The organism is Bacillus sp. 2D03, assembly GCF_003946765.1.
GTDB classification, from domain to species: domain Bacteria; phylum Bacillota; class Bacilli; order Bacillales; family Bacillaceae_G; genus Bacillus_A; species Bacillus_A cereus.
Genome location: NZ_RPSJ01000012.1, coordinates 91,697 through 118,106, shown reverse-complemented (window position 1 = coordinate 118,106; position 26,410 = coordinate 91,697). Strand labels below are relative to the sequence as shown.

The window sequence follows — 26,410 nt, the reverse complement described above, 5'->3', positions numbered from 1 at the left end:
ATATCTTCTTAATTCGACACAAATGTTAGAAGTACTGCTATGAAATTGAATAATGCGCAAAAGACAATGTAACGTAACTTTGAATTCTCTTTTAAAAAAAATAATTCAAGCATAAATTTCTCACAAACGACAAAAATTAACAGAAACAATCGTACTTTAAAAGAGGTGGAAATTATGACAGACAAAAAAGAACAACAAGAGAGTAAAAAACAAATGCATATGTTTCCATCACTTCTGGAGAACATTAATTACATTGAAAATAAACTTTCTCATTCTGATGATATAAAAAAATTAGATCTCCCTTTTCAAAACGGAAAAGGAACAATCATATATATTGAATCTTTAGCAGATCCAAATTTAATTCATCAATTAGCTCTTGAACCATTATTAACGAGGTCGGATTTATCTTTAGATAAAGCTTTTTCTACGTTAAATATGAAAAAAGAAACGAATTTAAATTATGGAGTACAGGTTTTATTACAAGGTAAATCCTTATATTTTCATGAACACGTCGATAGTTTTTGTATTTTCGAAACAGCTTTATCTTTAAAGAGAGATATAGCGGAGCCTGATAATGAAGGGATTGTGCGTGGTCCACATACTGGTTTTGTAGAGGATCTAGCAACTAATTTAAGCTCTATTCGTAAACTCATTAAGAGTCCAAATTTAGTTGTTAAGTATTTTACAATCGGTGAAGAAATGCACACGAAAGTAGCAATTGCTTATATGCAAAATATAGCGAATGACGATTTAGTTACAGAAGTGAAAAGAAGATTAGAAACGATTAAAACGGATGCACTTATGTCACCAGGATACATACAAGAATTTATAGAGGATACGTCTTTCTCCCCATTTCCGCAGCAATTAAATACAGAGCGTCCAGATAGAACTGTTGCTAATTTAATGGAAGGACGTGTTGCCATTTTATCTGACGGAGATCCAACAACGCTCATCGTACCTGTTACGTTATTCGCTTTTTATCAATCACCAGATGATTATAATAACCGTTGGATTGTCGGTTCTTTCGTCCGAATGATTCGCTTAGTAAGTTTTTTAATTGCCTTTCTCTTGCCAGCTTTATATATTGCAACTGTCGCATTTCATCCCGATGTGTTGCCGCTCGAACTTGTGTATACGATTAAAGCTTCGTTAGAGAAAGTACCGCTTCCTCCTATTTTTGAAGCTCTCTTAATGGAGTTAATTTTCGAGTTATTACGAGAAGCTGGTATTCGCTTGCCGAGCCGTGTTGGACAAACAATCGGTATTGTAGGTGGTTTAGTAATTGGTGATGCGATTGTAAAAGCTGGGCTCGTTTCTTATACGATGATCATCGTAGTAGCTTTAACTGCAATCTCATCTTTTCTCGTTCCATCAAACGATATGAGTTCAGCAGTTCGAATTCTTCGTTTTCCATTAATGCTCCTTGCTGCCATATTTGGATATGTAGGCATATCATTCGGTCTCATTATAACTTTCGTTCACTTATGTCAGCTTCATTCATTTCATACACCATATCTTTCTCCTGTTGCCCCGATGCGGATTAAAGATATGAAAGATTCTTTCGTAAGACTACCAATTTGGTCATTTTGGGAACGACCACATGATCCAAAACCAAAAAAAATGCAACGCCAACATGTAACGAGAGAGGATGAGGACGGTGACAAACACGCAAAGTAAAATCTCGCTAGTTCAATTTACCTTTTTCGTTATTCAATGCCAAATTGGGGTCGGTATACTATCTCTACCTGACCGGCTTCATCCGATAGCAAAAGGTGGTGGTTGGATTTCTGCGCTCATCGCGGGGCTTGCCATTCAACTTATTATTTTACTTATGTGGCTTTTCTTAAAACGATTTCCTGATGCAGATATGTATAAAAGTGTTTGTATGCTATTTGGTAATAAGTTAGGAAAACTATTGGGCTTTTCTTATATTTTTTATTTTACCCTTATCGGTATGACGGTTATGTTGAATGCTTGTAACGTCATTAAAGTTTGGATATTACAAGCAACTCCGTGGTATGCCATTCTCATGCTATTTACAATAGCTTGTTGTTATGTAGCTTATAATACGTTTAAAGTCATCGTACGATTTTATGTCATGACCTCTATTCTCATTTTACCTATGGCGCTTTTAATCGCCCTAGGGCTTTCCCGAGCTGACTTTTCTTATATTTTTCCCATTACAGAGGCTGGATGGTGGAATATTATTCAAGCATCGAAAGAAACAATTACAGCTATGTATGGTTTTGAAATCTTTCTCATCGCATTTCCTAAAGTAAATGGGAGTTCTGTGGAAAAACTGAAGGCAATTTCTATCGCTAATGGATTTGTGACTCTCTTTTATGCTTTCACTGTTTGGATTTGCTTTATCGTATTTAGTCCAAAACAAATTGAACTTATCCCAGAACCAGTTGCTTACTTATTACGCTCCTTACATATCGGGATTATAGACCGGACTGATTTACTATTCATTCCAATATGGATGATAACAGTTGTCGCTTCTATTGCGAGTTATTACTGTGCCGCTTCTATAGGAATTGGACATATATTCAACCTCGCTAATCATAAAAAGGCTGTTCCAATCGTTGGTATTATTGCTTTTAGTGTAGCCTTATTTATAGATACACCTGAAGAATTAAAAGTCATTGCAACTTTCACAGATAAGTTCACCTATATTTTCATCGTTGTTCTCCCTCTTTTATTTCTACTCTATTCAGTAATAAGAAAGAAGAAAGGAGAACAGTATGTTTCCAAAAAGATTTAAATTACTTTTTATATTATGTACTAGTTGCCTCCTTTCTGGCTGTTGGGATCAAGAACCATTAAGAGAAGCTAGATTAGCTTATAGCATTGGATATGATGTTACGGAAGAGAATAAGCTTCAGCAAACGCTTGAACTCGTAAAGAGTTCAAGTGGAGAGCAATCTTCATTCGAAAATGAAATACATTCAGCAACCGGGCATAACATAAGGGATACAAGCGATGCCCTAAAAAAAAATGTGACTGGGAATATTCGCTATTTTAAATATGGTGTTCAATTACTAGGAACCAAAATTCTAAAAAAAGGTATACTACCTTATTTAGATGTTAGCTTTCGAGATCCAACAAACCCAACTGCTTTAGTAAAACTTATTGCAGTAGATGGTGAAACATCGGAGATACTCGAAAAAAAGAAAATAGGAAATTTACTAATTGGAGATTTTCTACAGAAAAAAGTGAAAAGTTTAGAAGATATGAGTGTATTTCCAAAAGAAACTTTAGAAACAGCCGCTACAAAAATGTTAGATCCCGGTAAAGACTTTACACTCCCTTCTATAAAAATAAAAGGAAAAGAATTAATTACAAATGGGTTAGCTTTATTTAACAATGATAAATTGACTGGACATTTACCTTTGAAACAATCTGTTTTATTCGTATTATTAACCGGAAAAATGGGAACAAGTGCCCGTATAACCCAAAAACTTACTAGTGATGAATCTGAGAAGACATCTGATTATTTAACAATGGAAATTAGCAATCGAAAGTTAAAACGAGATTTAAAAATAACAACGGATAAAAAAGGAAATGTTTATGCTCACATTAAGCTCCAACTAAAAGTAATAGCACTTGAAGCCCCAAGAGATAATATTTATAAAATGGAAGCCAGAAAAAAACTAAATAAGGAATTATCAAAGCAACTTACGAAAGAAGCGAAAAAAATAACAAATAAACTACAAAAAGCAAATTGTGATGCTTTTGGAATTGGTAGACATCTCATCGCTTATCACCCTGATTTATGGAAGAAAAAAAATTGGAATAAAGATTATGCAAAAGTAAAATTCAAACCTGAAGTAGACGTAAATATTTTGTATAGTGGTGTCTTAAAATAAAAAGGTTGTATGCCGCTCGGGCATACAACCTTTTTATTTCGTATATCGATACACAATTGATTCATATGGTCTTAATTTAAGTTTTGTAATATCCTTGCTGGAATCTTTATAATTCGACAGTAGTACCTCTTGTTTCATTCCATCTAATTGAACGTGCGCCGGTACAGAGTACGTTATTTCTTCTCCATAGAAGTTATTTATAACAAGTAGTACTTCACTTTCTGTAGTACGAGTATATGCCCAAATTTTAGGATCATTTTTATCCAAAATAGCATATTCTCCTTCTGTAATTACATCATACGTTTTTCTAAGCTCTATTAACTTTTTATAATGATAAAATACGGACTCTTTATCTGCTAATGCCTTCTCTACGTTTATTTCTTTAAAATTTTCAGCCACTGAAATCCAAGGTGTACTTGTTGTAAAACCACTGTTCACCTCTTCATTCCACTGCATCGGAGTACGAGAGTTGTCACGAGATTTTTGCTTTAAAACCCCTATAATCTCTTCTTGTGATAGCCCTTCTTTTAGCTTTATATCGTATATATTTAACGATTCCACATCACGATATTGCTCGATGGACTTAAATTTAGGATTTGTCATACCGATTTCTTCCCCTTGATAAATATAAGGCGTTCCTTGCAGCATGTGCATAGCTGTCGCTAACATTTTTGCAGATTCGTTTCGGTACTTTCCATCATCACCAAAGCGTGACACGATGCGAGGCTGGTCATGATTACACCAAAATAACGCATTCCATCCTCCGCCCTTTTGCATTTCAATTTGCCAATTAGACATAATTTCTTTTAATTTAATGAAATCAAAATTCGCTTTTGTCCACTTATCTCCATTGGGATAATCTACTTTTAAATGATGAAAACTAAACGTCATACTTAATTCATTACGCTTAGGATTTGAATATTTAATACAATTATCAATTGTCGTAGAAGACATTTCTCCAACTGTAATTACATCTTTTTCTGCAAAAACATTGCGATTCATCTCTTGTAAATATTCATGAACACGCGGGCCATCTGTATAATACTTGCGTCCATCACTTGTCGCAGTATTACCTTCATCATTTAAGAAGCATTGGTCTTTTGAAATTAAATTAATGACATCTAATCGGAATCCCGTTACCCCTTTATCCAGCCAAAAGCGCATCATATCATATACTTCTTCACGAAGTTTTTCATTTTCCCAATTTAAATCAGCTTGTGTTTCATCAAATAGATGTAAATAATATTGCTCCGTCTTCTCATCATATTTCCAAGCAGATCCACCAAACTTAGACTGCCAATTATTTTTTTCATCACGCCAAATATAGTAATTACGATATGGACTATTTTTATCTTCCTTCGCTTCTTTAAACCACTTATGTTCAGTCGAACTATGATTTACAACAATATCAAGCATAATTTCAATGTTACGTACTTTCGCTTCTGCTAAAAGTTCTTCAAACTCTTCCATCGTTCCGTAAGATGGATCAATGCTGTAATAATCACTTACATCATATCCATTATCATTTTGTGGTGATTGGTATATCGGTGTTAACCAAATATAATCCACTCCGAGTTCTTTTAAATAATCTAGTTTCTCTGTAACCCCTTTTATATCACCGGTTTCTCTATTGTAATAACTATTAAAGCTCTTCGGATAAATTTGATAGACTACACTTTTATGCCAATCCTTCATGTTTAACTTCCTCCTACTTCTGTTTGACTCTTTTTGCAAATAACCATGTTAAAGTAAATGGGATTACAACTGCAATAATCATTCCGACAATAAACATTGGAATCGATTTCGGAATGATAGAAATAAATGCTGGCAATCCCCCAATTCCGATAGCAGGTGCTAATATACCGTTTAATGTAATGAATATCGCTGCCACAGCAGACCCTATAATCGCTGCATAGAACGGGAACTTATTTCGTAAATTCACACCAAACATCGCTGGTTCTGTAATACCGAAGTATGCTGAAATGGCTGATGTTGATGCCATACTTTTATCATTTTGATTTTTAGAAATCCAGAACATCGCAAGTGCCGCACTACCTTGCGCAATGTTAGAAAGAGCAATCATCGGCCAAATAAATGTACCGCCATGTTGTGCAATCAATTGTAAATCAATTGCAATAAACATATGATGCATACCTGTAATTACAAGCGGTGCATATAACGCTCCAAATAGTACTGCTCCAACTACTGGTACTGTTTCATATACACCTACCAATCCTACTGTTAATAAATCTCCAATATGACGTGTAACCGGACCGATAATTCCTAATGCTAACACACCTGTCACAACGATTGTTGTAATTGGTACAACTAATAATTGAATTGCATTTGGTACATGTTTCTTTAAGAAAATTTCCACTTTACTTAATACAAATGCTGCTACTAAAACAGGTAAAATTTGTCCTTGATATCCTACCTTCTCAATTTGGAACAGTCCTAAAATATTGAAGTACTCAATCTTTTGTCCGTCTAAACCAGTCGCTGCTTTTCCGTAGTCCCAAGCGTTTAATAAGGCCGGGTGCACAAGCATTAATCCCATAACAATCCCTAGTATTGGACTACCACCAAAACGCTTCGTTGCTGACCAACCGACAAGTGCTGGTAAGAATACGAATGCTGTATTGGCCATCATATTAATTAAATCCCAAAGCCCGCCTAAGTTCGGATAAACATCTAATAAATTTTTCCCATCAAAAAATAAGTCTTTTGCGCCTAATAGATTGTTAATACCCATTAGTAAACCAGCTGTTACGATCGCTGGTAATATCGGCATAAATACATCCGAAAATATTTTTACAAACTTTTGAGCTGGATTTAACTTCTGATTTCCAGAGTCTTTTACGTCCGCTACAGTCGATTCTTTCATACCTGCAAGCGTTATCAATTCAGCGTAAACACGATCTACATCCCCTGGACCAATTACAACTTGAAATATACCAGCGTTATGAAACGCTCCTTTCACTAATGAAACAGACTGTAATTTATCATTATCTATTTTACTTTCATCTTTTAAAGCGATACGGAGCCTCGTCACACAATGTGCAGCTTGTTCAATATTGTCTTTCCCACCAATATACTGCAACACTTCCTCTGCTGTTTTACGATAGTCTTTCCCCATATTCCCGTCCCTCTTTTCTTTTTTTGATACCGTTTACAATTACATATTAACTCGTATATATAAGTTAGTCAACACTCATATATACGAGTTTGTGTTTTTTTATAAAAAAAAGAGATGAAACAATATTTTGTTCCACCTCTTTACTTCCTGCGTGCCACATCCGAAAAGTGAAAAATATCTAAGCGGTGGCGTGATTCTGTATATTCAAACTGACTTCCATCATACAAATGTGTAAAGTTTTTCACAACGACAACATAGTCTGTTCCATTTAAATCTAAATACTTTCTGTCATCCTCTGTACATGGCTGTACTTCAATTACCCTCTGTGAATAACTAATATGTAGCCCAAGCTCTTTCTCAATGTATTTATAAATCGATGTAGCTGCAATTTCTCTCGTTAGCCCTGGAATATATTCCGATACAAAATGGTTTATATCTAAAATTACTTTTTCTCCATCAATATTTCGTACACGTTTAATATGGTCAATCACTGTTTTTTCTTTCACGTTTAATAACTTTGCTACGTCTTTCGTCGCTTCAATTTTCTCCATTTCTACGACATCTGTAATACAATGACGTCCTAAACGTTCATTTTCTTCTTGGAAACTTACAATACCACCAAAATTAAATTCAATATTTTTTCGCTTTAAAACAAAAACACCTTTTCCATGAATTTTTTGCACATATCCACGCTCTTGCAGTAAATCTACAGCTTTTCTTACCGTTCCTCGGCTTGCCTCATACTGCTTCATTAATTCTGTTTCTGATGGGATTTTGCATCCCTCTTTTAATTGTTTATTATCAATAGATTTACTGATTTCTGTATAAATTTGTTCATACTTACTCATCATCTACAATAGCCCCTTGTCACCTTATAATTCTATATATATTATAACATGCTTCACTCTTCTGCCAATCTCTCACTTATTTTCCATTACAAGAAAAATATAGGTAAATATTTAATCTTTAAAACGTATTTTTATAAAAATTTTTATATTTTTCTTTTCATTCAAAAAAACATGTAGTATACTAACTTCAAAATCAGAGGAGAAAGGGAGCAAAGAACTATGCTTACTTATACAACAACTGTAGTTACATTTGCACAAAAACATCATCATCATACGTAACCCTTGAAACCTAGCGGAAAAATTACGCGTAGGTACAAGGGTTATTCCCGTTGTACCTACGCTTTGGCGAAAGAGCCATGTAGGTATTTTTTTATCTACATGGCTCTTTTTTTATTGTCAAAAAGCTAGTAAAAAATGATGTTTAAGCAAAACTTACTACAAAGGAGTTAACAAAAATGGAAACGAAAAAATGGGGATTATGGGTTTTAACAGCATTTGTTATCGGGAATATGGTTGGCGGTGGCGTATTTATGCTTCCAGCAAATTTAGCACAAGTATCAGGTCCAATGGGTTCTACACTCGCATGGAGTATTACAGGCCTTGGCGTATTTATGATTGCACTTGTATTTGGAAATTTAGCGATTCGTAAACCAGAATTAAAAGCTGGACCACAAAGCTATGCTCAAGCGATGTTTCCTTCAAAAAAAGCTGGTAAAGTTGCAGGATATAGTATGGCATGGGGATATTGGGCTGCTAACTGGGCTGCAACAGCATCTGTTATTATTTCCTTTGCTGGATATTTATCAACATTCTTTCCAGTTTTACAAAGTAAGCAAATTCTTTTTTCAATAAACGGATTTTCACTAGAACTCGGAAAAGGGTTAACTTTCCTTGTATGTAGCCTTATGCTATGGGGAATTCAATATATTCTTTCTCAAAATATTGATCGAGCTGGAAATATGAATCTACTTGCTACTATTGCAAAAATTATCGGATTTACAATGTTTATTGTAATTACATTATTCATTTTCAATGCTTCTAATTTCGGAGACGGTCAAACCTTTATGAATGAAGCAGGACAATCTATCTCGTTAGGTGGCCAAATCAATTCAGCTGCTATTGCAACACTTTGGGCGTTTATCGGTATTGAATCAGCGGTTATGCTTTCTAACCGTGCAAAATCACAGCGCGATGTAAAAAAAGCTACGATTTTCGGATTAATTATCGCTCTTCTTATTTACATGTCAATTACTTTACTTACAATGGGAGCTCTTCCGCAAGATGCTTTAAAGGAGTCTCAAAAACCGTTAGTAGATGCATTAAATTTAGCAATTGGAAATAAAGGCGCGTATATAATGGCCTTACTCGCTCTTATATCTTTATTTGGATCTACAGTTGGCTGGATCGTTGTTAGTTCAGAAGTACCTTACCAGGCAGCAAAGAATGGACTTTTTCCTAAGTTTTTCGGGAAAACAAATAAAAAAGGTAGTCCTTCAAAATCATTATTGATTACAAATGTAATGACGCAAATTTTCTTATTTTCAACGATTTCTGGTACTGTTTCAGAAGCATATAGTTTCGCTATCGTCGTAGCAACATTAGCCTATTTAATTCCATACCTTGTTTCTACCTTGTACCAATTAAAATTAGTTATTACAGGAGAAACGTATGATATACTACCAGGATCTCGAGTAAAAGATGGAATTATCACTACATTGGCATTGGTATACTCCATTTGGGTTATCAAAACGGGAACTGCTGATTTAAAAACGTTCTTCTTAGGAATTGGATTGTTTATATTAGGTCTTGTTCTTTATCCAGTACTAATGAAAGACTCACAAAAAACGGATTAAATAAAGAGAAGCTGCTGGCTTCTCTTTTTTATTAAAAATCTGTAATTAACTTTTCTTTTAGCTCTCCTACAGATAAAGGTTTCGCATAATAAAATCCCTGTACATAATCACAGCTCATTGATTGTAACAAACTCTCTTGCTCTACTGTTTCTACTCCTTCAGCAACTACTGCTAAATTTAAACTATGAGCAATTTCAATAACGGATTTTACAATCGTTCGTTCTGGTTGTGCGTGATCATAATGAAATTCACGAATAAAATTACGATCAATTTTTACAATATCCAGTGGTAGTTGTTTTAAATAATATAAGGAAGAATAGCCAGTTCCGAAATCATCCAAAGCAATTAACACACCCATATTTCTTAATTCTTGTAATGTAGCAATAATATAATCAAAATGGCGGACTGCTATGCTTTCCGTTATTTCTAATATTAAACGGTTCGGAGGAAAACCCGTTCTCTTTAAAATGCTACGTACAGAGAAAATAAAACGTTTCTGCATTAATTGTTGTATAGATAAATTCACTGATAACTTTAGTCCTTCTTGATAATTTGGCAATGTTTTAAACAATCGGCACGATTTTTCTAATACCCAGTCTCCTAGCTTTATAATAAGTCCAGACTCTTCAGCTACCGGGATAAATTCGTTTGGTGAAATAGGTCCGTCTTCTGTCATACAGCGTACTAGAGCTTCTATACCAGAATATCTCTTCGTTTTCAAATCAATAATAGGCTGCAATACTACATCTAACTCTTCATCACGAATTGCCTTTTGCAAAGCAAACTCAACTTTCATTCTACGATTTATTTTCGCGCGTAGCTCATCCGTAAAGAAACATGCAGCATTTCTCCCCTGTTCTTTTGCACTATACATAGCTAAGTCGGAGTTTTTCAATAATGTTTCCACGTCTTGTCCGTCTTGTGGATAAGAACAAAGTCCTAGACTAGCTGAAATATATACTTCATGGCCTTCAAGAATAAATGGTGCCTGGAAACATGACAACACAGATGTCGCTAACTGCCTCATATCATCTTGTCTATGATTTTTTGTTAACAGCACAAATTCGTCGCCACCTAGCCTAGCCAGAACATCTTTCTCTCCTAGTACATAATGCAACCTTGAAGCGACTTCGCTTAAAAGTAAGTCCCCTATCATATGACCTAACGTATCATTTACTAATTTAAAACGGTCCAAATCAAAGTAAATCATACCAAATTCTTTTTTATCTGCAATCAATTTATTAACGGTCGTTATTAATTGCAAACGGTTCGGCAAACTCGTTAAAGCATCATGATAGGCAAGTTCCCTATAACGACTTTCACTTAGCCGCAACCTCTGTTCCGCTTCTTTTCTACTACTAATATCATTTCGTATTGCGATAAACTGGTATGGCTCTCCTTTTTCATTTAAAAATGGAACAATTGTTGTTTTGACCCAATAATATGTACCATCTTTCGCTCGATTCCGAATCTCACCTGTCCATACTTTCCCATTCAAAATACGTTTCCATAAGTTTTGAAAAAAGGTTTTCGGATGATGACCTGAATTTAAAATACGGTGATCTTTTCCAATTAATTCTTCCCTTTTGTATTTAGAGATTTCACAAAATTTATCATTTACATATGTAATAAGACCTTCTCGGTCTGTAATTGCAACAATTGAAGACTCATCTAATGCTAACTTTAAATCTCGCAACGAAGAGTCATATAATGCATGACCTCTCTGTTCTAGCATGCGCATCTCTCCTTGCTTCTATCTGACTAAAACACAACCTGTTTCTCTTCATAGAAATAGAGATATTTCATTTTCTAATACTAGCCCTTTACATAAATTATCTTTTTAAATAAACCGATTAAAATAACATAATATTATTTGTAATAAAAAGCAATATTATACCGTTTCAATTATAACTGGTAGCTTCCCATATCTCTAATTACTTCGCGCCTTATTATACCGCAATCCTTTTAAGTAGCTCTATGCAAGCCTTGTTTCCAACTAATACCACTCATATCTGATCTCTTTGTTTTTAATAACGAAATAGAAATTAGATCATACTACATAACTATTCACGAATAATAATATGAAAATCTACATTAATGTGTATGTTTTTGAATTACAATAACAAAATATTAACATATTTCTACCTTAACTTTGGAATTATTTTATAAATAAATACTGTATTAAACTAAAAAAGAGGATAGCCTCTTTTTTTATTTAATACGAATATGGTATTTGCTGATAACCTGGGTATGGCATTGGATACGTTACAGGGTATGGCGATGGATAAGCTACTGGATATGGAGCTGGATAATATCCTCCACTTGTTGCACCTGTTAATGCACCAGCTGTCAGTCCGCCTAACACTCCTCCTGCAAAGCTTCCAGGGAAAAATCCACCTCCCCATGAACTACCACCACCCCAGCCCCATCCGCCTCCGTGATGATGATGGTGATCATAGTGATTGTGTCCTCCATGGTGATGATGTCCACCGTTATGATTGTGCCCACCATGATTGTGTCCTCCATGATGATGATTCCGATAGTACAATCCATTGTTTTCTATATAATTCATGTTTCTCCGCTCCTTTTCGATTTTTTCATTTTCATATGCGTTAAGAGTGAGATAAAAAATGGGATAGTACACTGTATGTAGGACAAATGCGGAAAGTATAGGTGATATGTCTATATTTTGTAAAAAAAGCAAAACACCTTATAATAAAGATGTCATATTACATCTTCTATTTAAGAAGTCTATATTGAAAAAAGATTAGGGGAATTATATAGAAATGAAAAAGCCTATCGTTCAATTACTATTAATATTTACAATCGTATCTATCGTTCTGTTCCTATTAAATACATCGTATATTTCGTTATATACATTTGTCGGTGCTCTATGGTCCATCACAATCGTCGGAATTTCATTCGTTATTTTTATAGAAAATAGATCTCCACAAAGTACGTTAGCATGGTTTTTAGTATTAGCACTTCTTCCTATTATAGGTGTGCTTTTATACGCTATTTTCGGACGCAGCCGCTGGAGAAGAAAAAAACATCTCCATCGTTCAGAAGAACAAAGAAAATTATTCCGTGAAATATTAGAAGGAAGAAGACTAGAGTTATTACTCACAGTCCCACTAAATGAACGTTCCATACATTTAACAGAAGTCATACAAAAATTTGGAGGTGGTCCTGCCGCAGATAAAACAACTACAAAACTTTTAACAAACGGAGATCAAACATTTTCAGAAATTTTGCGAGCTATAGAGCAGGCAAAGCATCATATACATATTCAATACTACATTTATAAATCTGATGAAATTGGTACAAAAGTTCGAGATGCTTTAATACAAAAAGCAAAAGATGGTGTTATTGTACGCTTCCTTTATGATGGCCTTGGAAGTAATACGTTAAGAAGACGATTTTTGCAACCTATGAAAGAAGCTGGGATTGAAATTGTAGAATTTGACCCTATTTTTTCAGCTTGGTTACTTGAAACTGTCAATTATCGTAACCATCGAAAAATCGTTATTGTAGATGGAGAAATTGGTTTTACCGGAGGACTCAACGTCGGTGATGAATATCTTGGCCGTTCAAAGAAATTTCCCGTTTGGCGTGATAGTCATTTAAAAATAGAAGGAAAAGCATTATATAAATTACAAGCAATCTTTCTAGAAGACTGGCTCTATGCCTCTAGTGGTTTAAATACCTATTCCTGGGATCAATTCATGAATAGACAATACTTCCCAGGTAAAGAAATTTCAAATGCAGAAGGTGCTGTTCAAATCGTAGCAAGCGGACCAAGCTCCGATGATAAAAGTATTCGTAATACATTATTAGCTGTTATGGGCTCTGCAAAAAAATCCATTTGGATCGCTACCCCTTACTTTATTCCAGATCAAGAAACTTTAACATTATTACGCTTAAGTGCAATTGCCGGAATAGATGTACGGATTTTATATCCAGGTAAAAGTGATAGCATCATTAGCGATCAAGCATCTCAATCCTATTTCACTCCGCTTTTAAAAGCTGGTGCTTCTATTTACAGTTATAAAGATGGTTTTATGCATGCAAAAATTGTACTCGTTGATGATACAATTGCAACTATCGGAACAGCGAACATGGATGTACGTAGCTTTGAATTGAATTACGAAATTATTAGCGTACTTTATGAATCAAAAACAGTTCACGATATTAAATGTGATTTCGAAGAAGATTTTAAACATTCAACTGAAATTAAATGGAACTCTTTCCAAAAAAGAAGTATAAAAAAACGCATATTGGAGTCTTTCATGAGGCTCATTTCTCCTTTACTGTAGGCAATCAACTTTATCTTGATTGCTTTTTCTTTTCCCTTTATCCTCCTTCCTTTTCTTTGCATACCATATTAAAACAAGTTATCATAAGATGTATTACTTTATGAAAATAATGTTAGGTGGGAAATACATGTTAGAACAATTTCATATACATGCTGATTTAAAACAACAGCTTTCTACGATTCATGAAAAGAATAAACAAGAAGCTGGTGAAAATGCACATTTAATCGGAACGAAAATATATAAAGCGTCTGATAATAGCATTATTGAAGATGCGATTACAGCACTTCTTCTTGGCAAGAACATTCTATTAAAAGGACCGACTGGTAGTGGTAAAACAGTACTAGCGGAAACTCTTTCTTCTTTATTCCAAAAACCAATGCATAGCATTAACTGCTCTGTCGACTTAGATGTAGAGGGTATCTTAGGATACAACACACTACAAACGAAAGATGGTGCATCTGAAGTTTCATTCGTTAACGGTCCTCTTATGAAAGCAATGAAGAACGGTCACTTCCTATATATTGACGAAATCAATATGGCAAAACCTGAAACTTTACCGCTACTTCACGGCGCATTAGATTACCGTAAAATGATCACAAACCCATTTACACAAGAGGTTGTATACGGTGATGACGAATACCGTGTAATTGCTGCGATTAACGAAGGTTACGTTGGAACAAGTGAACTAAATGAAGCGTTAAAAAACCGTTTCGTTATTATTGAAGTTCCTTACATTCAAGGTGACACATTAAAAGAACTATTATTAGCAGAATCAAAATTAAATGATGTTGCAACAATTGAAAAGTTTGTTGCATTTGCAAGCGACCTTATGCCTTTAGCTCGCGATGGACGTGTAAGTGAAGAAGCAGCAAGTATTCGTGGTATTATCGACGCATGTGATTTAGGTGTATATATTCCTATTATGCGAGCGATTGAACGAAGCATAATTGCAAAACTTAATGATGAAACAGAACAAATGACTGTCCGTGAATTAGCAGAAAGTTATTTCTTTGAGGGATAATTTATGAGACAAATTTTTAGTGACAAAAAAATTGATGCGTCGCTGTTTCTACAAATGGAAAACTTAATGTATGCCCTTCTAAAAGAAGACGATGCCTATCTTGAATATGGCTATAAAGCATACTACGACGAAATTGAAAAGAAAGTTGTCATTAGTCACTTTTGGGATGATCGAAAAGAAGAAGATACAGTAATCGGATTAAAAAGCGAAGTGTTCTTAAAAGCACTTGGTAATAAACATTACTCGGACATGACTTTAATTCGTTCTTATGCGATTGAATTGCAAGAATCGCCCCTAAAAAAGTTTTTAACACAATTATTTGTTCTATTAGAAGATTTACGCGTTGAGGAAATCGTAAAGAACTTACGTCCTGGCACGAAGCATGTTTTTAAACGTCGAAAAGAAATGTACCGCAACTATTTCGGCTCTCAAAATGAAATAAACCGCGTTCGTAATTATCACGGTGATCGTCTATTTTGCCTATGCTATCTTTCATTAACGAGCGATAAATACGAAATGTTTAATAATGAATATTTTGAGCAAATTGAAGCGATTTTACATGAAACATTCCAAGCACGTAATACAGAAGATATTATGTATATCGTTGAGAAAATTCGCTATCGCTTAGAGGCGCTTCTTGAAAGTGATATGCTTAACAACTATTTCGGACATGCTCCACTTTACTTATCTGTCCTTGCAGACGAAAAGAACTGTCGCGTCGAAGATTTAGCAAATGATGATACGCAGCTTATAGATGACGATGAAAATAAAAACAAAATGGATGAAAGTTTCTCCACATGGCATCGTGAAAATAAAAATAACGAAAACGAGAACTTTTTACGCTTTGAATTAGAAAGCGGAACAAAAACAAACATGATGGGCGATACTGCTCGCGAATCAGAAGATGGCGACCAAGCACTTGGTTCTGTACAAGGTACTTCTCAAAAAAGTACACAATCCAACTTTGATGGCGCTGATACAGAAGAAGCAAGGGCTTCACACGCTTCTAGCCAGCACGACGGTGCATACGGTAAGTATAATGTAGGTGCTTCTCATACATTTAAAGAAGCTCGCAAAGCAAACTCAGATGAGAAAAAAGATTACCAAGCTATCAAATCAGTCGTCAATAAAGATGTAAAAGAATTAAAGAAAATTATCGAAAAAACGATTGAAAATAAAACGAATGCGAATAGTGATAAATATTACGGAAGACTTCGTAAGAAATTCCTTCGTATTTATACCGAAAAACAACCACGTATGTTTTATAAAAAAGGACAAGAGTCACAAGAACTCGATGTTGCATTCCAACTGTTAGTTGACTGTTCTGGTTCTATGTATAACAAAATGGAAGAAACGAAGAAGAGTGTTGTACTATTCCATGAAGCTTTAAAGTCTTTAAAAATCCCGCACGCTATTAGCGGATTTTGGGAAGATGCCTCTAGCGCTAAACCTGAAGATAAGCCGAACGTTATTCATGAAGTTGTAAATTATAAAAACTCAACGTTACCAAACGTTGGTCCAGAAATTATGCAACTTCGTGAAGAAGAAGATAACCGCGACGGATATATTATTCGTATCGTTTCTGAAAAACTTGCCAAAAGACCTGAGAAACATAAATTCTTACTAGTCTTCACAGACGGTGAGCCTTCTGCGCTAGACTATCAACAAGACGGAATTTTAGATACGCATGAAGCTGTTAAACTCGCGCGTAAAAGTGGTATGGAAGTAATCGGTATCTTCATCGAAGAAGGCGAAGCGAAAGAAGCAACTTATCAATTGATGAAAAACATTTATAACCATCACTTCTTAGTTGCAAATCATGCTGAAGATTTACGATTGAAGATTAAACCATTGCTGAAAAAACTATTACTGAAGACGATTGAATAGAAAACAGGAGCCTTGTGGCTCCTGTTTTCTCGTTCAATTACTTTGTTTCTGGTTGAAACTTGTATGGAATGGCTACTTCTAATAAAGATTCAAATCCTCCGTCATAGTATGGGAAGCGCTCATTCGCAATTGTTCGATCTACCCACTCTATTGCAGAAATTTCACCTTCATCTTCCGCAATAAGTTCCCCTTTTACTACATTCGCTCGGAATGTAAAAAACAGTGCATGATTCCCTGATTCTTCAAAGAATTTTTCATTGATCGCAACAAGTCCACCTAACGTAGCAGTTAAACCTGTCTCTTCTTTCACTTCTCTTATTAGTGCTTCCTCTAATATTTCACCTTTTTCCACAGCCCCACCTGGCAATGACCAAACGTTTTGTTCTGTATTATGTACCATTAATATTTTATCTATTTCCTCGTCATGTATTAGTGCGTATACGACATCAACTCTTTGCATAAGACTTCTCTCCTCCCAAAAATAATGAAGAGCCGATTCCTAAGAATCGACTCTTCCTATTAATTCATCACTAACTCAGCTGCGAGCTTTTTTTTTAACTTAGCCAGCATGTCAGTTGTCATTTTGTCTAAATCGTATTCTGCTTTAAAGCCCCACTCTTTCATTGCTGCAGTTGCGTCAATAGAGTTTGGCCAGCTATCAGCGATTGTTTGACGAGCTGAATCTACTGCGTAATCCATTGTAAACGTCGGAATGTGTTTACGAATTGACGCTGCAATTTCCTCTGGCTCGAAGCTCATTGCTGTAATGTTAAATGCATTTCTATGCACTAGCTTACTTGGATCAGCTTCCATTAATGAAATGATCGCTTGTAAAGCATCAGGCATATACATCATGTCCATGTACGTTCCTTCAGCAATGTATGAGGTGTATGCACCTTTTTTAATCGCCTCATAATAAATTTCAACTGCATAATCAGTTGTTCCGCCTCCTGGAGGAGCTACGTAAGAAATTAAACCTGGGAAACGGACACCGCGCGTATCTACACCAAATTTTTGATGATAATAATCACATAGTAATTCTCCTGCCACTTTGTTTACCCCGTACATCGTAGTAGGACGCTGAATTGTATCTTGCGGTGTATTATCTTTTGGCGTCGATGGACCGAATGCGCCGATAGAACTTGGCGTGAAGAATTTACAGTTTAATTCACGAGCTGCTTCTAATGCATTTACAAGTCCGCCCATATTTAAGTTCCATGCAAATAACGGATTTTTTTCTGCTGTTGCTGAAAGTAAAGCTGCTAAATGAATAATTGTATCTACTTCATTACGCTTTGTGATATCATATAGTTTTTGTCCATCTGTTACATCTAACGTTTCAAATGGACCAGACGTTACTACTTCACTATCTGTTTCACGAATATCTGTTGCAATAACATTTGATGCGCCGTATACATCACGAAGTTTCATTACTAGTTCAGAACCAATTTGCCCTAAAGAACCGGTTACTAGAATTTTTTTCATTTTCCCCACTCCTCATTTGCAAGCTATTCAAAAGATGTCGTTACTTAAATGATGCCCATTTCTTTTCCTACTTTTTCATACTTAAGAATTGCTTCATCTAACATTTCTTTCGTATGAGCTGCTGTAGGCATATTACGAACGCGCCCTGTTCCTTTTGCTACAGTTGGGAACACGATAGATTTTGCGTATACACCTTCTTCATTTAGACGTTTACTAAATTCTTGTGTTAATACCTCATCCCCAATGATACAAGGTGTAATTGGCGTTTCACTTTCCCCAATGTTAAAGCCAAGTTCTTTTAATCCTTGTTTTAAGTAGCGACCATTTTCCCATAAGCGATCGTGTAACTCTGTGCTTTCCATTAAGATTTCAATTGATCTCATGCAAGCTGCTGCATCAGCTGGTGTTAATGCTGTAGAGAATAAGAATGGACGTGAACGAACTTTTAACCAGTCAATTAAATTTTGTTTCCCTGCTACATATCCACCAATTACCCCAATTGCTTTTGATAATGTACCAATTTGGAAATCAACTTTATCAGAAAGACCGAAGTGCTTTACAGTTCCTGCACCTTTTCCAAGTACACCTGAACCGTGTGCATCATCTACGTATGTCATTAAATCTAACTCTTCTGCAATCTCAACAATTTCTGGTAGTTTTGCAACATCTCCATCCATTGAAAAGACACCGTCTGTAATTACCATTAATTTATTGTAAAGACCTGATTCTTTCGCCGCAATTGCTTTTTGGCGTAAATCTTCCATATCCGAATGTTTATAAACAATAATTTTTGCTTTTGATAGACGACTACCATCAATAATAGAAGCATGGTTTAATTCGTCTGAAAGAATTGCATCATTTTTATCCATAACAGCTGAAATCGCTGCCATATTACAGTTAAATCCTGATTGATAAGCAATTGCTGCTTCTGTATGTTTAAACTTTGCAATTGTTTCTTCTAACTTAATATGCAAATCTAAAGTACCGTTAATTGTACGAACAGCCCCTGCTCCAACACCGTACTTATGAATAGCACCAATTGCTGCTTCTTGCAAACGGCTATCTGTTGCTAATCCAAGATAGTTGTTTGAAGATAAGTTAATATATTCTTTTCCGCCAATTGTAATGATCGGTCCATTTGAACTCTCAAGCGGATCAATTACGTTATAAAGCCCCTTTGATTTTAAATCCTCTAAATTTTCTTCTAAAAATTTCGCAAGTGTTTTACTAGACATCGTGAAGCCTCCCATCGTTCATGTAAGCGGATTATTGTCTTAATAGTTCTAATAATCCCTCTACTAGCTTAACACGTTTTCAGAATTTATTATAGAAAAATAGTTTAAAGTAACCGCTTACATTTTTAGATTATATATGATTCATTACAATAAATCTATCATTTACTTTTCATATTTGATAGAATTAAAAAAATATTTCGGGAGGTTTCAAACATGGCATTTACAGAATCTGATGTATACAATAACACAGCATTTTTCGAACAATATATGAAACGAAGATACCGAGAAAATAGCCCAAATGAATCCATTGAAAAACCAGTATTCTTTCAGCTCATTGGTCATGTACGAGGAAAACAAATTCTCGATTTAGGCTGTGGTGATGCTAAGTTTGGCGCGGAATTATTAGAAAAGGGATGCTACTCTTACACCGGCATTGAAGGCTCCGAACTTATGTATGAAAAAGCTAAAAAACAACTAGAAAATAAAAATGGATCTGTTCATTTTTTAAACCTCAAAGATTATACCTACCCCTCTTCCACTTTTGATTTAGTAACATCTAGACTCGCCTTACATTATATTGAACATCTTGATACCATTTTTCAAAATGTATTTCAAACTTTAAAAACAAATGGCACCTTTACCTTTAGCGTTCAACATCCCGTTATTACTTCTTCGTTTGAAAGCTTACAAACAAGTGGTAAAAGAACGAGTTGGCTCGTCGATGATTACTTTAAACTAGGCAAACGGGTTGAACCATGGATTGACCAAGAAGTTATTAAATATCATCGTACAACGGAAGATTATTTCACATTATTACAGCAAGCCGGATTTACCATTACATCATTAAAAGAAGCTACACCAAATCCAACCTATTTTCAAAATGAAGCAGATTATAAACGTCGCTTACGTATTCCTCTCTTCCTCTTATTTTCTTGTACCAAATAAAAAAAACGATGAATCACTCATCGTTTTTTTATCTCATTGCCTGAGCAACTTCTTTAACTACACGTCTTCCTCTTCCGTGAGGTATACAAAGCGGTGTTCCAAACAACGGATCCGTACTAATTTGACACTCCATTCGGAATACATCACGTACTAGTTTCTCATCTACCACTTCTTCAGGTTTACCTTGTGCATATATTTGTTTATCTTGAATGGCTACAATGTTATCTGCATAGCGACATGCTAAATTTAAATCGTGTAATACCATAACAATTGTTCTTTGTTCTGTTTCATTTAATTCGAATAATAAATCTAGCACTTCAATTTGGTGAGTCATATCTAAATATGTAGTAGGCTCATCCAGTAAAATAATATCTGTATCTTGTGCAAGCGTCATTGCAATCCAAGCACGCTGTCGTTGTCCACCTGAAAGAGCATGCACATCACGCTCAGCAAATTCTGTCATACCTGTTGCTGCAAGTGCCTTCTGTACCATTTCCTCATCTTTTTCTGACCACTGTTTCAGCCATGTTTGATATGGATAGCGTCCTTGTTTTACAAGTTGCAATACTGTAAGCCCTTCAGGTGCTTGCGGTCCTTGCGGTAAAATTGCCATTTGACGAGCAATTTGCTTCGTTTGCATACTTTGAATAGCTTGATTATCTAACAAAATGTCACCAGTTGTTGGCTTTAATAATCTAGCTAGTGAACGTAATAAAGTTGATTTCCCGCAACCGTTGGAACCGATAAAGATTGTAATTTCACCTTTTGGAATTTCTAAATTCAACTCATCAATAATAATTGTTTCACCATAAGACAACGTCAAACATTTCGTCTCCAATGCTTTTTGCATATTCATCTCCCTTTATGAATTCCGACTTTTATAAAGTAAATAAATAAAATAAGGTGCACCAATTGCTGATGTAAATACCCCTGCTGGAATTTCAAGTGGTGTGAAAACTGTACGCCCAATTAAATCTGCAGCAAGTACTAGAATTGCACCGACAATAGCTGCAACTGGGAGTAATGCACCGTATAAAGAACCAACTAGCCTTCGTGAAATATGAGGTGCCATTAAACCGACAAATCCAATTCCTCCGGCGAAGGCAACTGCTCCCCCAATTAAAGCCGTACTAAGTAATAACATGAATACGCGTGACTTCGTTAAAGGAACACCAAGTCCTACCGCAATATCATCCCCTAGCTCTTGCGCATTTAAATGTCTAGCAGCTATAAATGATATTACCGTTAAAATGAGAACCCACGGTGCAAGCACCATAACGTTTTGCCATGAAGAACCATAAACAGTACCTGTAATCCATACATTCGCTTGACTCGCTTGATAAATTGGTGCTAACAACATAAACAAAGTCGTTGCCGCTTTCGTTAATGCCCAAAACCCCACACCAATTAAAACAAGACTAATCGGCGATAACCCGTCATTTCTCCATGCAAATAAATATACAAAAAGCGCCACAATCGTTGCCCCAACAAAGGCTGCTAACGGCATATAATGAATGCTTACAGTTAGCGCATTATTTTTATCACTAAATATAGCTAAAAACAATACAACTGCAACACTTGCCCCACCCGTAATCCCGATGATATCCGGAGAAGCAAGTGGATTTCGAACGAGACCTTGTAAAATACATCCTGCTACAGCAAGCGCAATTCCTACAAGGATGGCAATTAAAATACGCGGCATACGAAACTTATTTACAACCATGTTAGACATCGCATCGCCATTTCCAGTGATCGCTTGCCATACATCATAAGGAGCAATTTTCATGTCTCCCATACCTGCACTCGCAAAAAATAATCCTATTAAAACAACTAATAAACTAAATAAGACGAGACAAGCTCGTTTATACATTAAAAACGAGGGCCCGCCTTTCCCTATACGAAATGGAATATACTTCTTCATTTGCTAAGCCCTCTCTTACGTGCAATATAAATAAAGAATGGAGCTCCAATAAATGCTGTCATAACTCCTACTGGTACTTCTTGTGGCATAATGACATATCTTGCTGCTATATCAGCTAAGATTAATAGTATTGCACCTAATAAACCGCTATACGGTACTCTCCACCTATGATCTACTCCAACTAGAAATCTGGCAAAATGCGGGGTAACAATACCAATAAATCCAATTGGACCTGCGACCGCAACTGAACCACCAGACAACAGGACAATAATAAGTAGTACGAATGATTTCATTAAAATCGTTCGTTGTCCAAGTCCTTTTGCAACGTCTTCCCCCATCATTAATGTATTTACTTTCCCTGCCATCATAAGAGATGCAATCCATCCTATTAATAAATATGGGAATACAGATTGTAAAATTTCTAACTTTCTCCCTTGCACAGATCCAGCAAGCCAAAATAATACCTCTTCAAGTGCTTTTTCATTTAACACAAGTAATCCTTGTGTTAATGATGAAAATAATGCACTAATTGCGACCCCTGCTAACGTTAACTTAAGAGGAGTAGTCCCTTCTTTTCCTAAAGAACTAGAAGCAAATACAAGTACAGCTGCAACCGCCGCTCCTAAAAAGGCAATCCATGTGAAAGCTGATAATGATGTTACTGAAAAGATTACAATTGCTACAACTATAAAGAACGCAGCACCTGAATTTAATCCAATAAAATCTGGAGAAGCAAGTGGATTCTTAGTTAAAGTTTGCATAAGACAACCAGCAATGGCTAAACTAGCACCAACACTAGCTGCAATTAACGCCCTAGGCAGACGTACATTTTGAATAATAATATGTTCATTGGAACCGTTAAAATGGAAAAAAGCATCCAATGCTAGTTTCCAACTCGTATTTGTATATCCGAAAATAATACTTCCCCAAATACAAATAACGACTGCAATGATTCCAACAAATAATCCAATCCATTTTGCTCGATTTGTTTTTAATAACATGCAGCGTTTCCCCTTCAATGTATAATGATACGTTGTTAGTGTATTTCAACTTAATTCTCATTGTCAACGGAAATGAGAATTATTTTCACCCATATGTATTGACAATCAAAAGATAAAGGCTTAATATCATGCTTGCTATTGAAAAATATTCTCAACATGTAGGGGGTACATAATGAATTTCATGCGGAAGAAATCGTTTACAGTATTTGTATTTTTACTAGCATTTTCAATGCTTTTAAGCGCTTGTGGAAAATCAAATAACAAAGAAGAATCTACAAAAGAAGATAATAAAAAAGAAGTGGTTACTGTAGAACATGCAATGGGTAAAACAGAAGTTCCTGCTAATCCAAAACGTGTAGTTATCTTAACAAATGAAGGAACTGAAGCTTTACTTGAATTAGGTGTGAAACCAGTTGGTGCTGTAAAGTCTTGGACTGGTGACCCATGGTATCCACATATTAAGGATAAAATGAAAAATGTAAAAGTTGTTGGTGATGAAGGACAAGTTAACGTTGAAACAATTGCTTCTTTAAAACCAGACTTAATTATCGGTAATAAAATGCGCCACGAAAAAGTGTACGAACAACTAAAAGCAATTGCACCTACTGTGTTCTCAGAAACATTACGTGGTGAATGGAAAGATAACTTCAAATTTTATGCAAAAGCATTAAATAAAGAAAAAGAAGGTCAAAAAGTTGTAGCTGATTACGAATCACGTATAAAAGATTTAAAAGGCAAACTTGGCGATAAAGTAAACCAAGAAATCTCTATGGTTCGTTTCATGCCTGGTGATGTTCGTATTTATCATGGCGATACATTCTCTGGTGTTATTTTAAAAGAACTTGGATTTAAACGTCCTGGAGATCAAAATAAAGATGATTTTGCAGAGCGTAACGTATCTAAAGAGCGTATTTCTGCTATGGATGGTGACGTATTATTCTACTTCACATTCGATAAAGGAAATGAGAAAAAAGGGTCTGAACTAGAAAAAGAGTATATAAACGATCCTCTATTTAAAAATTTAAATGCAGTAAAAAATGGTAAAGCATACAAAGTTGATGACGTTATTTGGAATACAGCTGGTGGCGTAATGGCCGCTAACCTACTATTAGATGACATCGAAAAACGCTTTGTTAAATAATATTTCCTTAACCAGCTCCCTTCTGTGGAGCTGGTTATTTTTCAATTCACTTAAATGTCACATTATTTCGTTTTGTATTTTTATTCCCAATATGTTATATTGAGAAAGTAAATAGAATATATTTTCTTTATATCAGAATAAATGTTTTAATCTAAATTTTCTGATTAATCACTATTTTATTTTCTTTTAGAATTCAATTATTACATTTGAAAACGCTTATCATCTCGTTTTCAGGGCAAAATACAGTAACGGTCGAAGAAAAATAGAACTTTTTTAGAAATTTTCTTTCTATTTCCATATAATTCTATTGACTTCTAAATATTTTGTAAATTAAAATGATTACATAAATATCCGTTATACAGGATTAGGGGGAAACAAAAATGGATGCAGCTTTAAAATTAGACAAAGCTGGAGAGCAACAATCACCAAAAAAACATCCACCAGGGTTATACTTGTTGTTCTTTACAGAGGCGTGGGAAAGATTTAGTTATTACGGAATGCGTGGCTTATTAGTTCTTTATTTAACAACGAGCTTAGTAAGCGGCGGTTTAGGATTTGATAAAGCAGTTGCAGTTCAAATTTACGGTATTTTCACAATGTTAGTATACTTCACACCTATTATTGGTGGTTGGTTAACTGACCATTTCATTACGAAGCGACATGCCATTACTATTGGTGGTATCATCATGGCAATTGGTAACTTTGTATTATTCTCAATGAACACAAAAACTGGACTTTTCTTAGGATTAGGATTATTAGTTATTGGTAACGGATTCTTCAAACCAAATATTTCGACTTTATTAGGTCAATTATATAGCGAAAACGATTCTCGTCGTGATAGTGCCTTCACTATCTTCTACATGGGGATTAACTTAGGAGCTCTTATCGCTCCATTCATTTGCGGTTACTTCGCAGATTATAGATACGGTTTCTTAACAGCTTGTATCGGTATGATTATTGGGCAGCTTGCCTTTAATTTCTTAGCACCTCGTTACTTAGGGTCTATCGGAACAACTGTTGTAGGTAAACAATCTAAAGAAAAAAATGCAAAAGCAATTGAGAAAAAACCTTTAACAACACAAGAGAAAAAACGTACTGCTGCAATTTTAATTTTAACTTGTTTCGTAGTATTCTTCTGGGCAGGATTTGAGCAAGCTGGTAGTTCTTTAACACTTTACACAGATAAGTTCGTAGATCGTACAATTGGTGGATTTACAATTCCAACACCTTGGTTCCAATCTGTAAACCCACTATTCATTATCTTACTAGCATTACCTGTTTCTGCGTTATGGATTAAGCTTTCAAAAACAAAAAATGGCGATTTGAAAATCCCAACAAAAATGGCATTAGGCATGATTTTACTAGGGATTGGATATTTAGTTCTAACTTTAGCTGTTTTAAAAACTGGTAGCGATGAAGGTAACATTACAATGAAAGCAAACTTACTATTCATTGTATTCACTTACATGTTCCACACAATCGGTGAGTTATTCTTATCACCAATCGGATTATCTATGGTAAGTGCAATTGCTCCTGTTAAATTAGCATCATTATTAATGGGTGTATGGTTAGCTGGTACTGGCTTCGCAAACTTATTAGCAGGACAATTAGCCGCTTTCACTCAATCTTTAGGATATTTAGAAGTATTCGCAAGCATCGGTATTATCGTAATTGTACTGGGATTAGTACTTCTTATGTTCTCTAAGAAAATTGCACATATGATGGAATAACAAAAAGACGCTTCTAAAATTA

The 26,410-nt window shown here is 35.2% G+C and carries 21 protein-coding genes; 10 read left to right on the top strand and 11 right to left on the bottom strand.

Annotated features, from left to right (window positions below; genetic code table 11):
* Positions 1-174 precede the first annotated feature (174 nt).
* From gerKA to gerKC, 3 genes are read left to right on the top strand one after another with little or no spacing between them, the layout of a single operon-like run.
* Positions 175-1,677 (top strand): spore germination protein GerKA, encoded by a 1,503-nt coding sequence (gene gerKA / locus EBQ15_RS23775; protein WP_000130114.1) that lies wholly within the window; start codon positions 175-177, stop codon positions 1,675-1,677.
* Entirely contained in the window at positions 1,658-2,764 is a 1,107-nt protein-coding gene (locus tag EBQ15_RS23770; protein ID WP_000185766.1) for a GerAB/ArcD/ProY family transporter, read from the top strand. The genes gerKA and EBQ15_RS23770 overlap by 20 nt, the downstream gene beginning before the upstream one ends.
* A complete protein-coding gene (gene gerKC / locus EBQ15_RS23765; RefSeq protein WP_000484123.1) occupies positions 2,745-3,869 on the top strand; it encodes a spore germination protein GerKC in 1,125 nt (374 codons plus the stop codon). The genes EBQ15_RS23770 and gerKC overlap by 20 nt, the downstream gene beginning before the upstream one ends.
* Before the next feature lie 33 nt (positions 3,870-3,902).
* On the opposite strand, the gene treC is transcribed toward gerKC, so the two are convergent.
* The 3 genes from treC to treR all read right to left on the bottom strand — a co-directional run bounded on the left by treC (position 3,903) and on the right by treR (position 7,856).
* Entirely contained in the window at positions 3,903-5,564 is a 1,662-nt protein-coding gene (gene treC, locus EBQ15_RS23760) for an alpha,alpha-phosphotrehalase (RefSeq protein ID WP_000656137.1), read from the bottom strand.
* Between the two features lie 13 nt (positions 5,565-5,577).
* Positions 5,578-7,005, bottom strand: coding sequence for a PTS system trehalose-specific EIIBC component (gene treP / locus EBQ15_RS23755; protein WP_000513941.1), 1,428 nt, complete (start codon positions 7,003-7,005; stop codon positions 5,578-5,580).
* 140 nt (positions 7,006-7,145) lie between these two features.
* Positions 7,146-7,856, bottom strand: a complete 711-nt coding sequence (gene treR / locus EBQ15_RS23750) for a trehalose operon repressor (protein WP_000987236.1) — start codon at positions 7,854-7,856, stop codon at positions 7,146-7,148.
* Between the two features lie 452 nt (positions 7,857-8,308).
* Between treR and EBQ15_RS23745 the strand changes: the two genes are divergently transcribed.
* A complete protein-coding gene (locus tag EBQ15_RS23745) occupies positions 8,309-9,706 on the top strand; it encodes an amino acid permease (protein WP_000448448.1) in 1,398 nt (465 codons plus the stop codon).
* 31 nt (positions 9,707-9,737) lie between these two features.
* Here EBQ15_RS23745 and EBQ15_RS23740 read toward each other — a convergent pair whose 3' ends face one another.
* Positions 9,738-11,441, bottom strand: a complete 1,704-nt coding sequence (locus tag EBQ15_RS23740) for a putative bifunctional diguanylate cyclase/phosphodiesterase (RefSeq protein WP_000893342.1) — start codon at positions 11,439-11,441, stop codon at positions 9,738-9,740.
* A gap of 480 nt (positions 11,442-11,921) precedes the next feature.
* A complete protein-coding gene (locus tag EBQ15_RS23735) occupies positions 11,922-12,278 on the bottom strand; it encodes a hypothetical protein (RefSeq protein ID WP_001106406.1) in 357 nt (118 codons plus the stop codon).
* A gap of 214 nt (positions 12,279-12,492) precedes the next feature.
* Between EBQ15_RS23735 and EBQ15_RS23730 the strand changes: the two genes are divergently transcribed.
* From EBQ15_RS23730 to EBQ15_RS23720, 3 genes are all read left to right on the top strand, one after another.
* Positions 12,493-14,022, top strand: coding sequence for a cardiolipin synthase (locus EBQ15_RS23730; protein WP_000743029.1), 1,530 nt, complete (start codon positions 12,493-12,495; stop codon positions 14,020-14,022).
* 127 nt (positions 14,023-14,149) lie between these two features.
* Positions 14,150-15,043: an ATP-binding protein gene (locus EBQ15_RS23725; RefSeq protein ID WP_000892972.1), complete on the top strand. Its 894-nt coding sequence runs from the start codon at positions 14,150-14,152 to the stop codon at positions 15,041-15,043.
* A gap of 3 nt (positions 15,044-15,046) precedes the next feature.
* The gene (locus EBQ15_RS23720) at positions 15,047-16,930 is read left to right on the top strand and encodes a vWA domain-containing protein (RefSeq protein ID WP_001248850.1); all 1,884 of its coding nucleotides are present in this window, start codon (positions 15,047-15,049) and stop codon (positions 16,928-16,930) included.
* A gap of 37 nt (positions 16,931-16,967) precedes the next feature.
* On the opposite strand, the gene EBQ15_RS23715 is transcribed toward EBQ15_RS23720, so the two are convergent.
* From EBQ15_RS23715 to EBQ15_RS23705, 3 genes are read right to left on the bottom strand one after another with little or no spacing between them, the layout of a single operon-like run.
* On the bottom strand, positions 16,968-17,390 hold the full coding sequence (locus EBQ15_RS23715) for an NUDIX hydrolase (RefSeq protein ID WP_001189928.1): 423 nt from the start codon (positions 17,388-17,390) through the stop codon (positions 16,968-16,970).
* Positions 17,391-17,449: 59 nt separating this feature from the next.
* Positions 17,450-18,415, bottom strand: coding sequence for an L-threonine 3-dehydrogenase (locus EBQ15_RS23710; RefSeq protein ID WP_000723155.1), 966 nt, complete (start codon positions 18,413-18,415; stop codon positions 17,450-17,452).
* Positions 18,416-18,459: 44 nt separating this feature from the next.
* Positions 18,460-19,650 carry a glycine C-acetyltransferase gene (locus tag EBQ15_RS23705; RefSeq protein ID WP_000095905.1) on the bottom strand — a complete coding sequence of 397 codons (1,191 nt, stop codon included), beginning with the start codon at positions 19,648-19,650 and terminating at the stop codon, positions 18,460-18,462.
* Positions 19,651-19,863: 213 nt separating this feature from the next.
* Between EBQ15_RS23705 and EBQ15_RS23700 the strand changes: the two genes are divergently transcribed.
* Entirely contained in the window at positions 19,864-20,595 is a 732-nt protein-coding gene (locus EBQ15_RS23700; RefSeq protein WP_000885977.1) for a class I SAM-dependent DNA methyltransferase, read from the top strand.
* A 28-nt stretch (positions 20,596-20,623) separates the two neighbouring features.
* Here the strand turns inward: EBQ15_RS23700 and EBQ15_RS23695 are convergent, their stop codons facing one another.
* The 3 genes from EBQ15_RS23695 to EBQ15_RS23685 are packed head-to-tail and all read right to left on the bottom strand — an operon-like array spanning position 20,624 to position 23,517.
* Positions 20,624-21,445 carry an ABC transporter ATP-binding protein gene (locus tag EBQ15_RS23695; RefSeq protein WP_001167943.1) on the bottom strand — a complete coding sequence of 274 codons (822 nt, stop codon included), beginning with the start codon at positions 21,443-21,445 and terminating at the stop codon, positions 20,624-20,626.
* 12 nt (positions 21,446-21,457) lie between these two features.
* The gene (locus EBQ15_RS23690; protein WP_000760070.1) at positions 21,458-22,516 is read right to left on the bottom strand and encodes a FecCD family ABC transporter permease; all 1,059 of its coding nucleotides are present in this window, start codon (positions 22,514-22,516) and stop codon (positions 21,458-21,460) included.
* On the bottom strand, positions 22,513-23,517 hold the full coding sequence (locus EBQ15_RS23685) for a FecCD family ABC transporter permease (protein ID WP_000925233.1): 1,005 nt from the start codon (positions 23,515-23,517) through the stop codon (positions 22,513-22,515). The genes EBQ15_RS23690 and EBQ15_RS23685 overlap by 4 nt, the downstream gene beginning before the upstream one ends.
* Before the next feature lie 172 nt (positions 23,518-23,689).
* On the opposite strand from EBQ15_RS23685, the gene EBQ15_RS23680 reads away from it, so the two are divergent.
* Positions 23,690-24,658, top strand: a complete 969-nt coding sequence (locus tag EBQ15_RS23680; protein WP_001010279.1) for an ABC transporter substrate-binding protein — start codon at positions 23,690-23,692, stop codon at positions 24,656-24,658.
* A 380-nt stretch (positions 24,659-25,038) separates the two neighbouring features.
* A complete protein-coding gene (locus EBQ15_RS23675; protein ID WP_000338314.1) occupies positions 25,039-26,388 on the top strand; it encodes a peptide MFS transporter in 1,350 nt (449 codons plus the stop codon).
* Positions 26,389-26,410 lie beyond the last annotated feature (22 nt).

What these genes read in the sequence shown, in the direction of transcription:
- treC (WP_000656137.1), bottom strand. Translation starts at nt 5,564, where the DNA reads ATGAAGGATTGGCATAAAAGTGTAGTCTATCAAATTTATCCGAAGAGC.
- EBQ15_RS23740 (WP_000893342.1), bottom strand. Translation starts at nt 11,441, where the DNA reads ATGCTAGAACAGAGAGGTCATGCATTATATGACTCTTCGTTGCGAGAT.
- EBQ15_RS23725 (WP_000892972.1), top strand. Translation starts at nt 14,150, where the DNA reads ATGTTAGAACAATTTCATATACATGCTGATTTAAAACAACAGCTTTCT.
- EBQ15_RS23720 (WP_001248850.1), top strand. Translation starts at nt 15,047, where the DNA reads ATGAGACAAATTTTTAGTGACAAAAAAATTGATGCGTCGCTGTTTCTA.
- gerKC (WP_000484123.1), top strand. Translation starts at nt 2,745, where the DNA reads ATGTTTCCAAAAAGATTTAAATTACTTTTTATATTATGTACTAGTTGC.
- EBQ15_RS23695 (WP_001167943.1), bottom strand. Translation starts at nt 21,445, where the DNA reads ATGCAAAAAGCATTGGAGACGAAATGTTTGACGTTGTCTTATGGTGAA.
- treP (WP_000513941.1), bottom strand. Translation starts at nt 7,005, where the DNA reads ATGGGGAAAGACTATCGTAAAACAGCAGAGGAAGTGTTGCAGTATATT.
- EBQ15_RS23715 (WP_001189928.1), bottom strand. Translation starts at nt 17,390, where the DNA reads ATGCAAAGAGTTGATGTCGTATACGCACTAATACATGACGAGGAAATA.
- EBQ15_RS23745 (WP_000448448.1), top strand. Translation starts at nt 8,309, where the DNA reads ATGGAAACGAAAAAATGGGGATTATGGGTTTTAACAGCATTTGTTATC.
- treR (WP_000987236.1), bottom strand. Translation starts at nt 7,856, where the DNA reads ATGATGAGTAAGTATGAACAAATTTATACAGAAATCAGTAAATCTATT.
- EBQ15_RS23735 (WP_001106406.1), bottom strand. Translation starts at nt 12,278, where the DNA reads ATGAATTATATAGAAAACAATGGATTGTACTATCGGAATCATCATCAT.
- EBQ15_RS23685 (WP_000925233.1), bottom strand. Translation starts at nt 23,517, where the DNA reads ATGTTATTAAAAACAAATCGAGCAAAATGGATTGGATTATTTGTTGGA.
- EBQ15_RS23705 (WP_000095905.1), bottom strand. Translation starts at nt 19,650, where the DNA reads ATGTCTAGTAAAACACTTGCGAAATTTTTAGAAGAAAATTTAGAGGAT.
- EBQ15_RS23730 (WP_000743029.1), top strand. Translation starts at nt 12,493, where the DNA reads ATGAAAAAGCCTATCGTTCAATTACTATTAATATTTACAATCGTATCT.
- EBQ15_RS23680 (WP_001010279.1), top strand. Translation starts at nt 23,690, where the DNA reads ATGAATTTCATGCGGAAGAAATCGTTTACAGTATTTGTATTTTTACTA.
- EBQ15_RS23690 (WP_000760070.1), bottom strand. Translation starts at nt 22,516, where the DNA reads ATGAAGAAGTATATTCCATTTCGTATAGGGAAAGGCGGGCCCTCGTTT.
- EBQ15_RS23675 (WP_000338314.1), top strand. Translation starts at nt 25,039, where the DNA reads ATGGATGCAGCTTTAAAATTAGACAAAGCTGGAGAGCAACAATCACCA.
- gerKA (WP_000130114.1), top strand. Translation starts at nt 175, where the DNA reads ATGACAGACAAAAAAGAACAACAAGAGAGTAAAAAACAAATGCATATG.
- EBQ15_RS23700 (WP_000885977.1), top strand. Translation starts at nt 19,864, where the DNA reads ATGGCATTTACAGAATCTGATGTATACAATAACACAGCATTTTTCGAA.
- EBQ15_RS23710 (WP_000723155.1), bottom strand. Translation starts at nt 18,415, where the DNA reads ATGAAAAAAATTCTAGTAACCGGTTCTTTAGGGCAAATTGGTTCTGAA.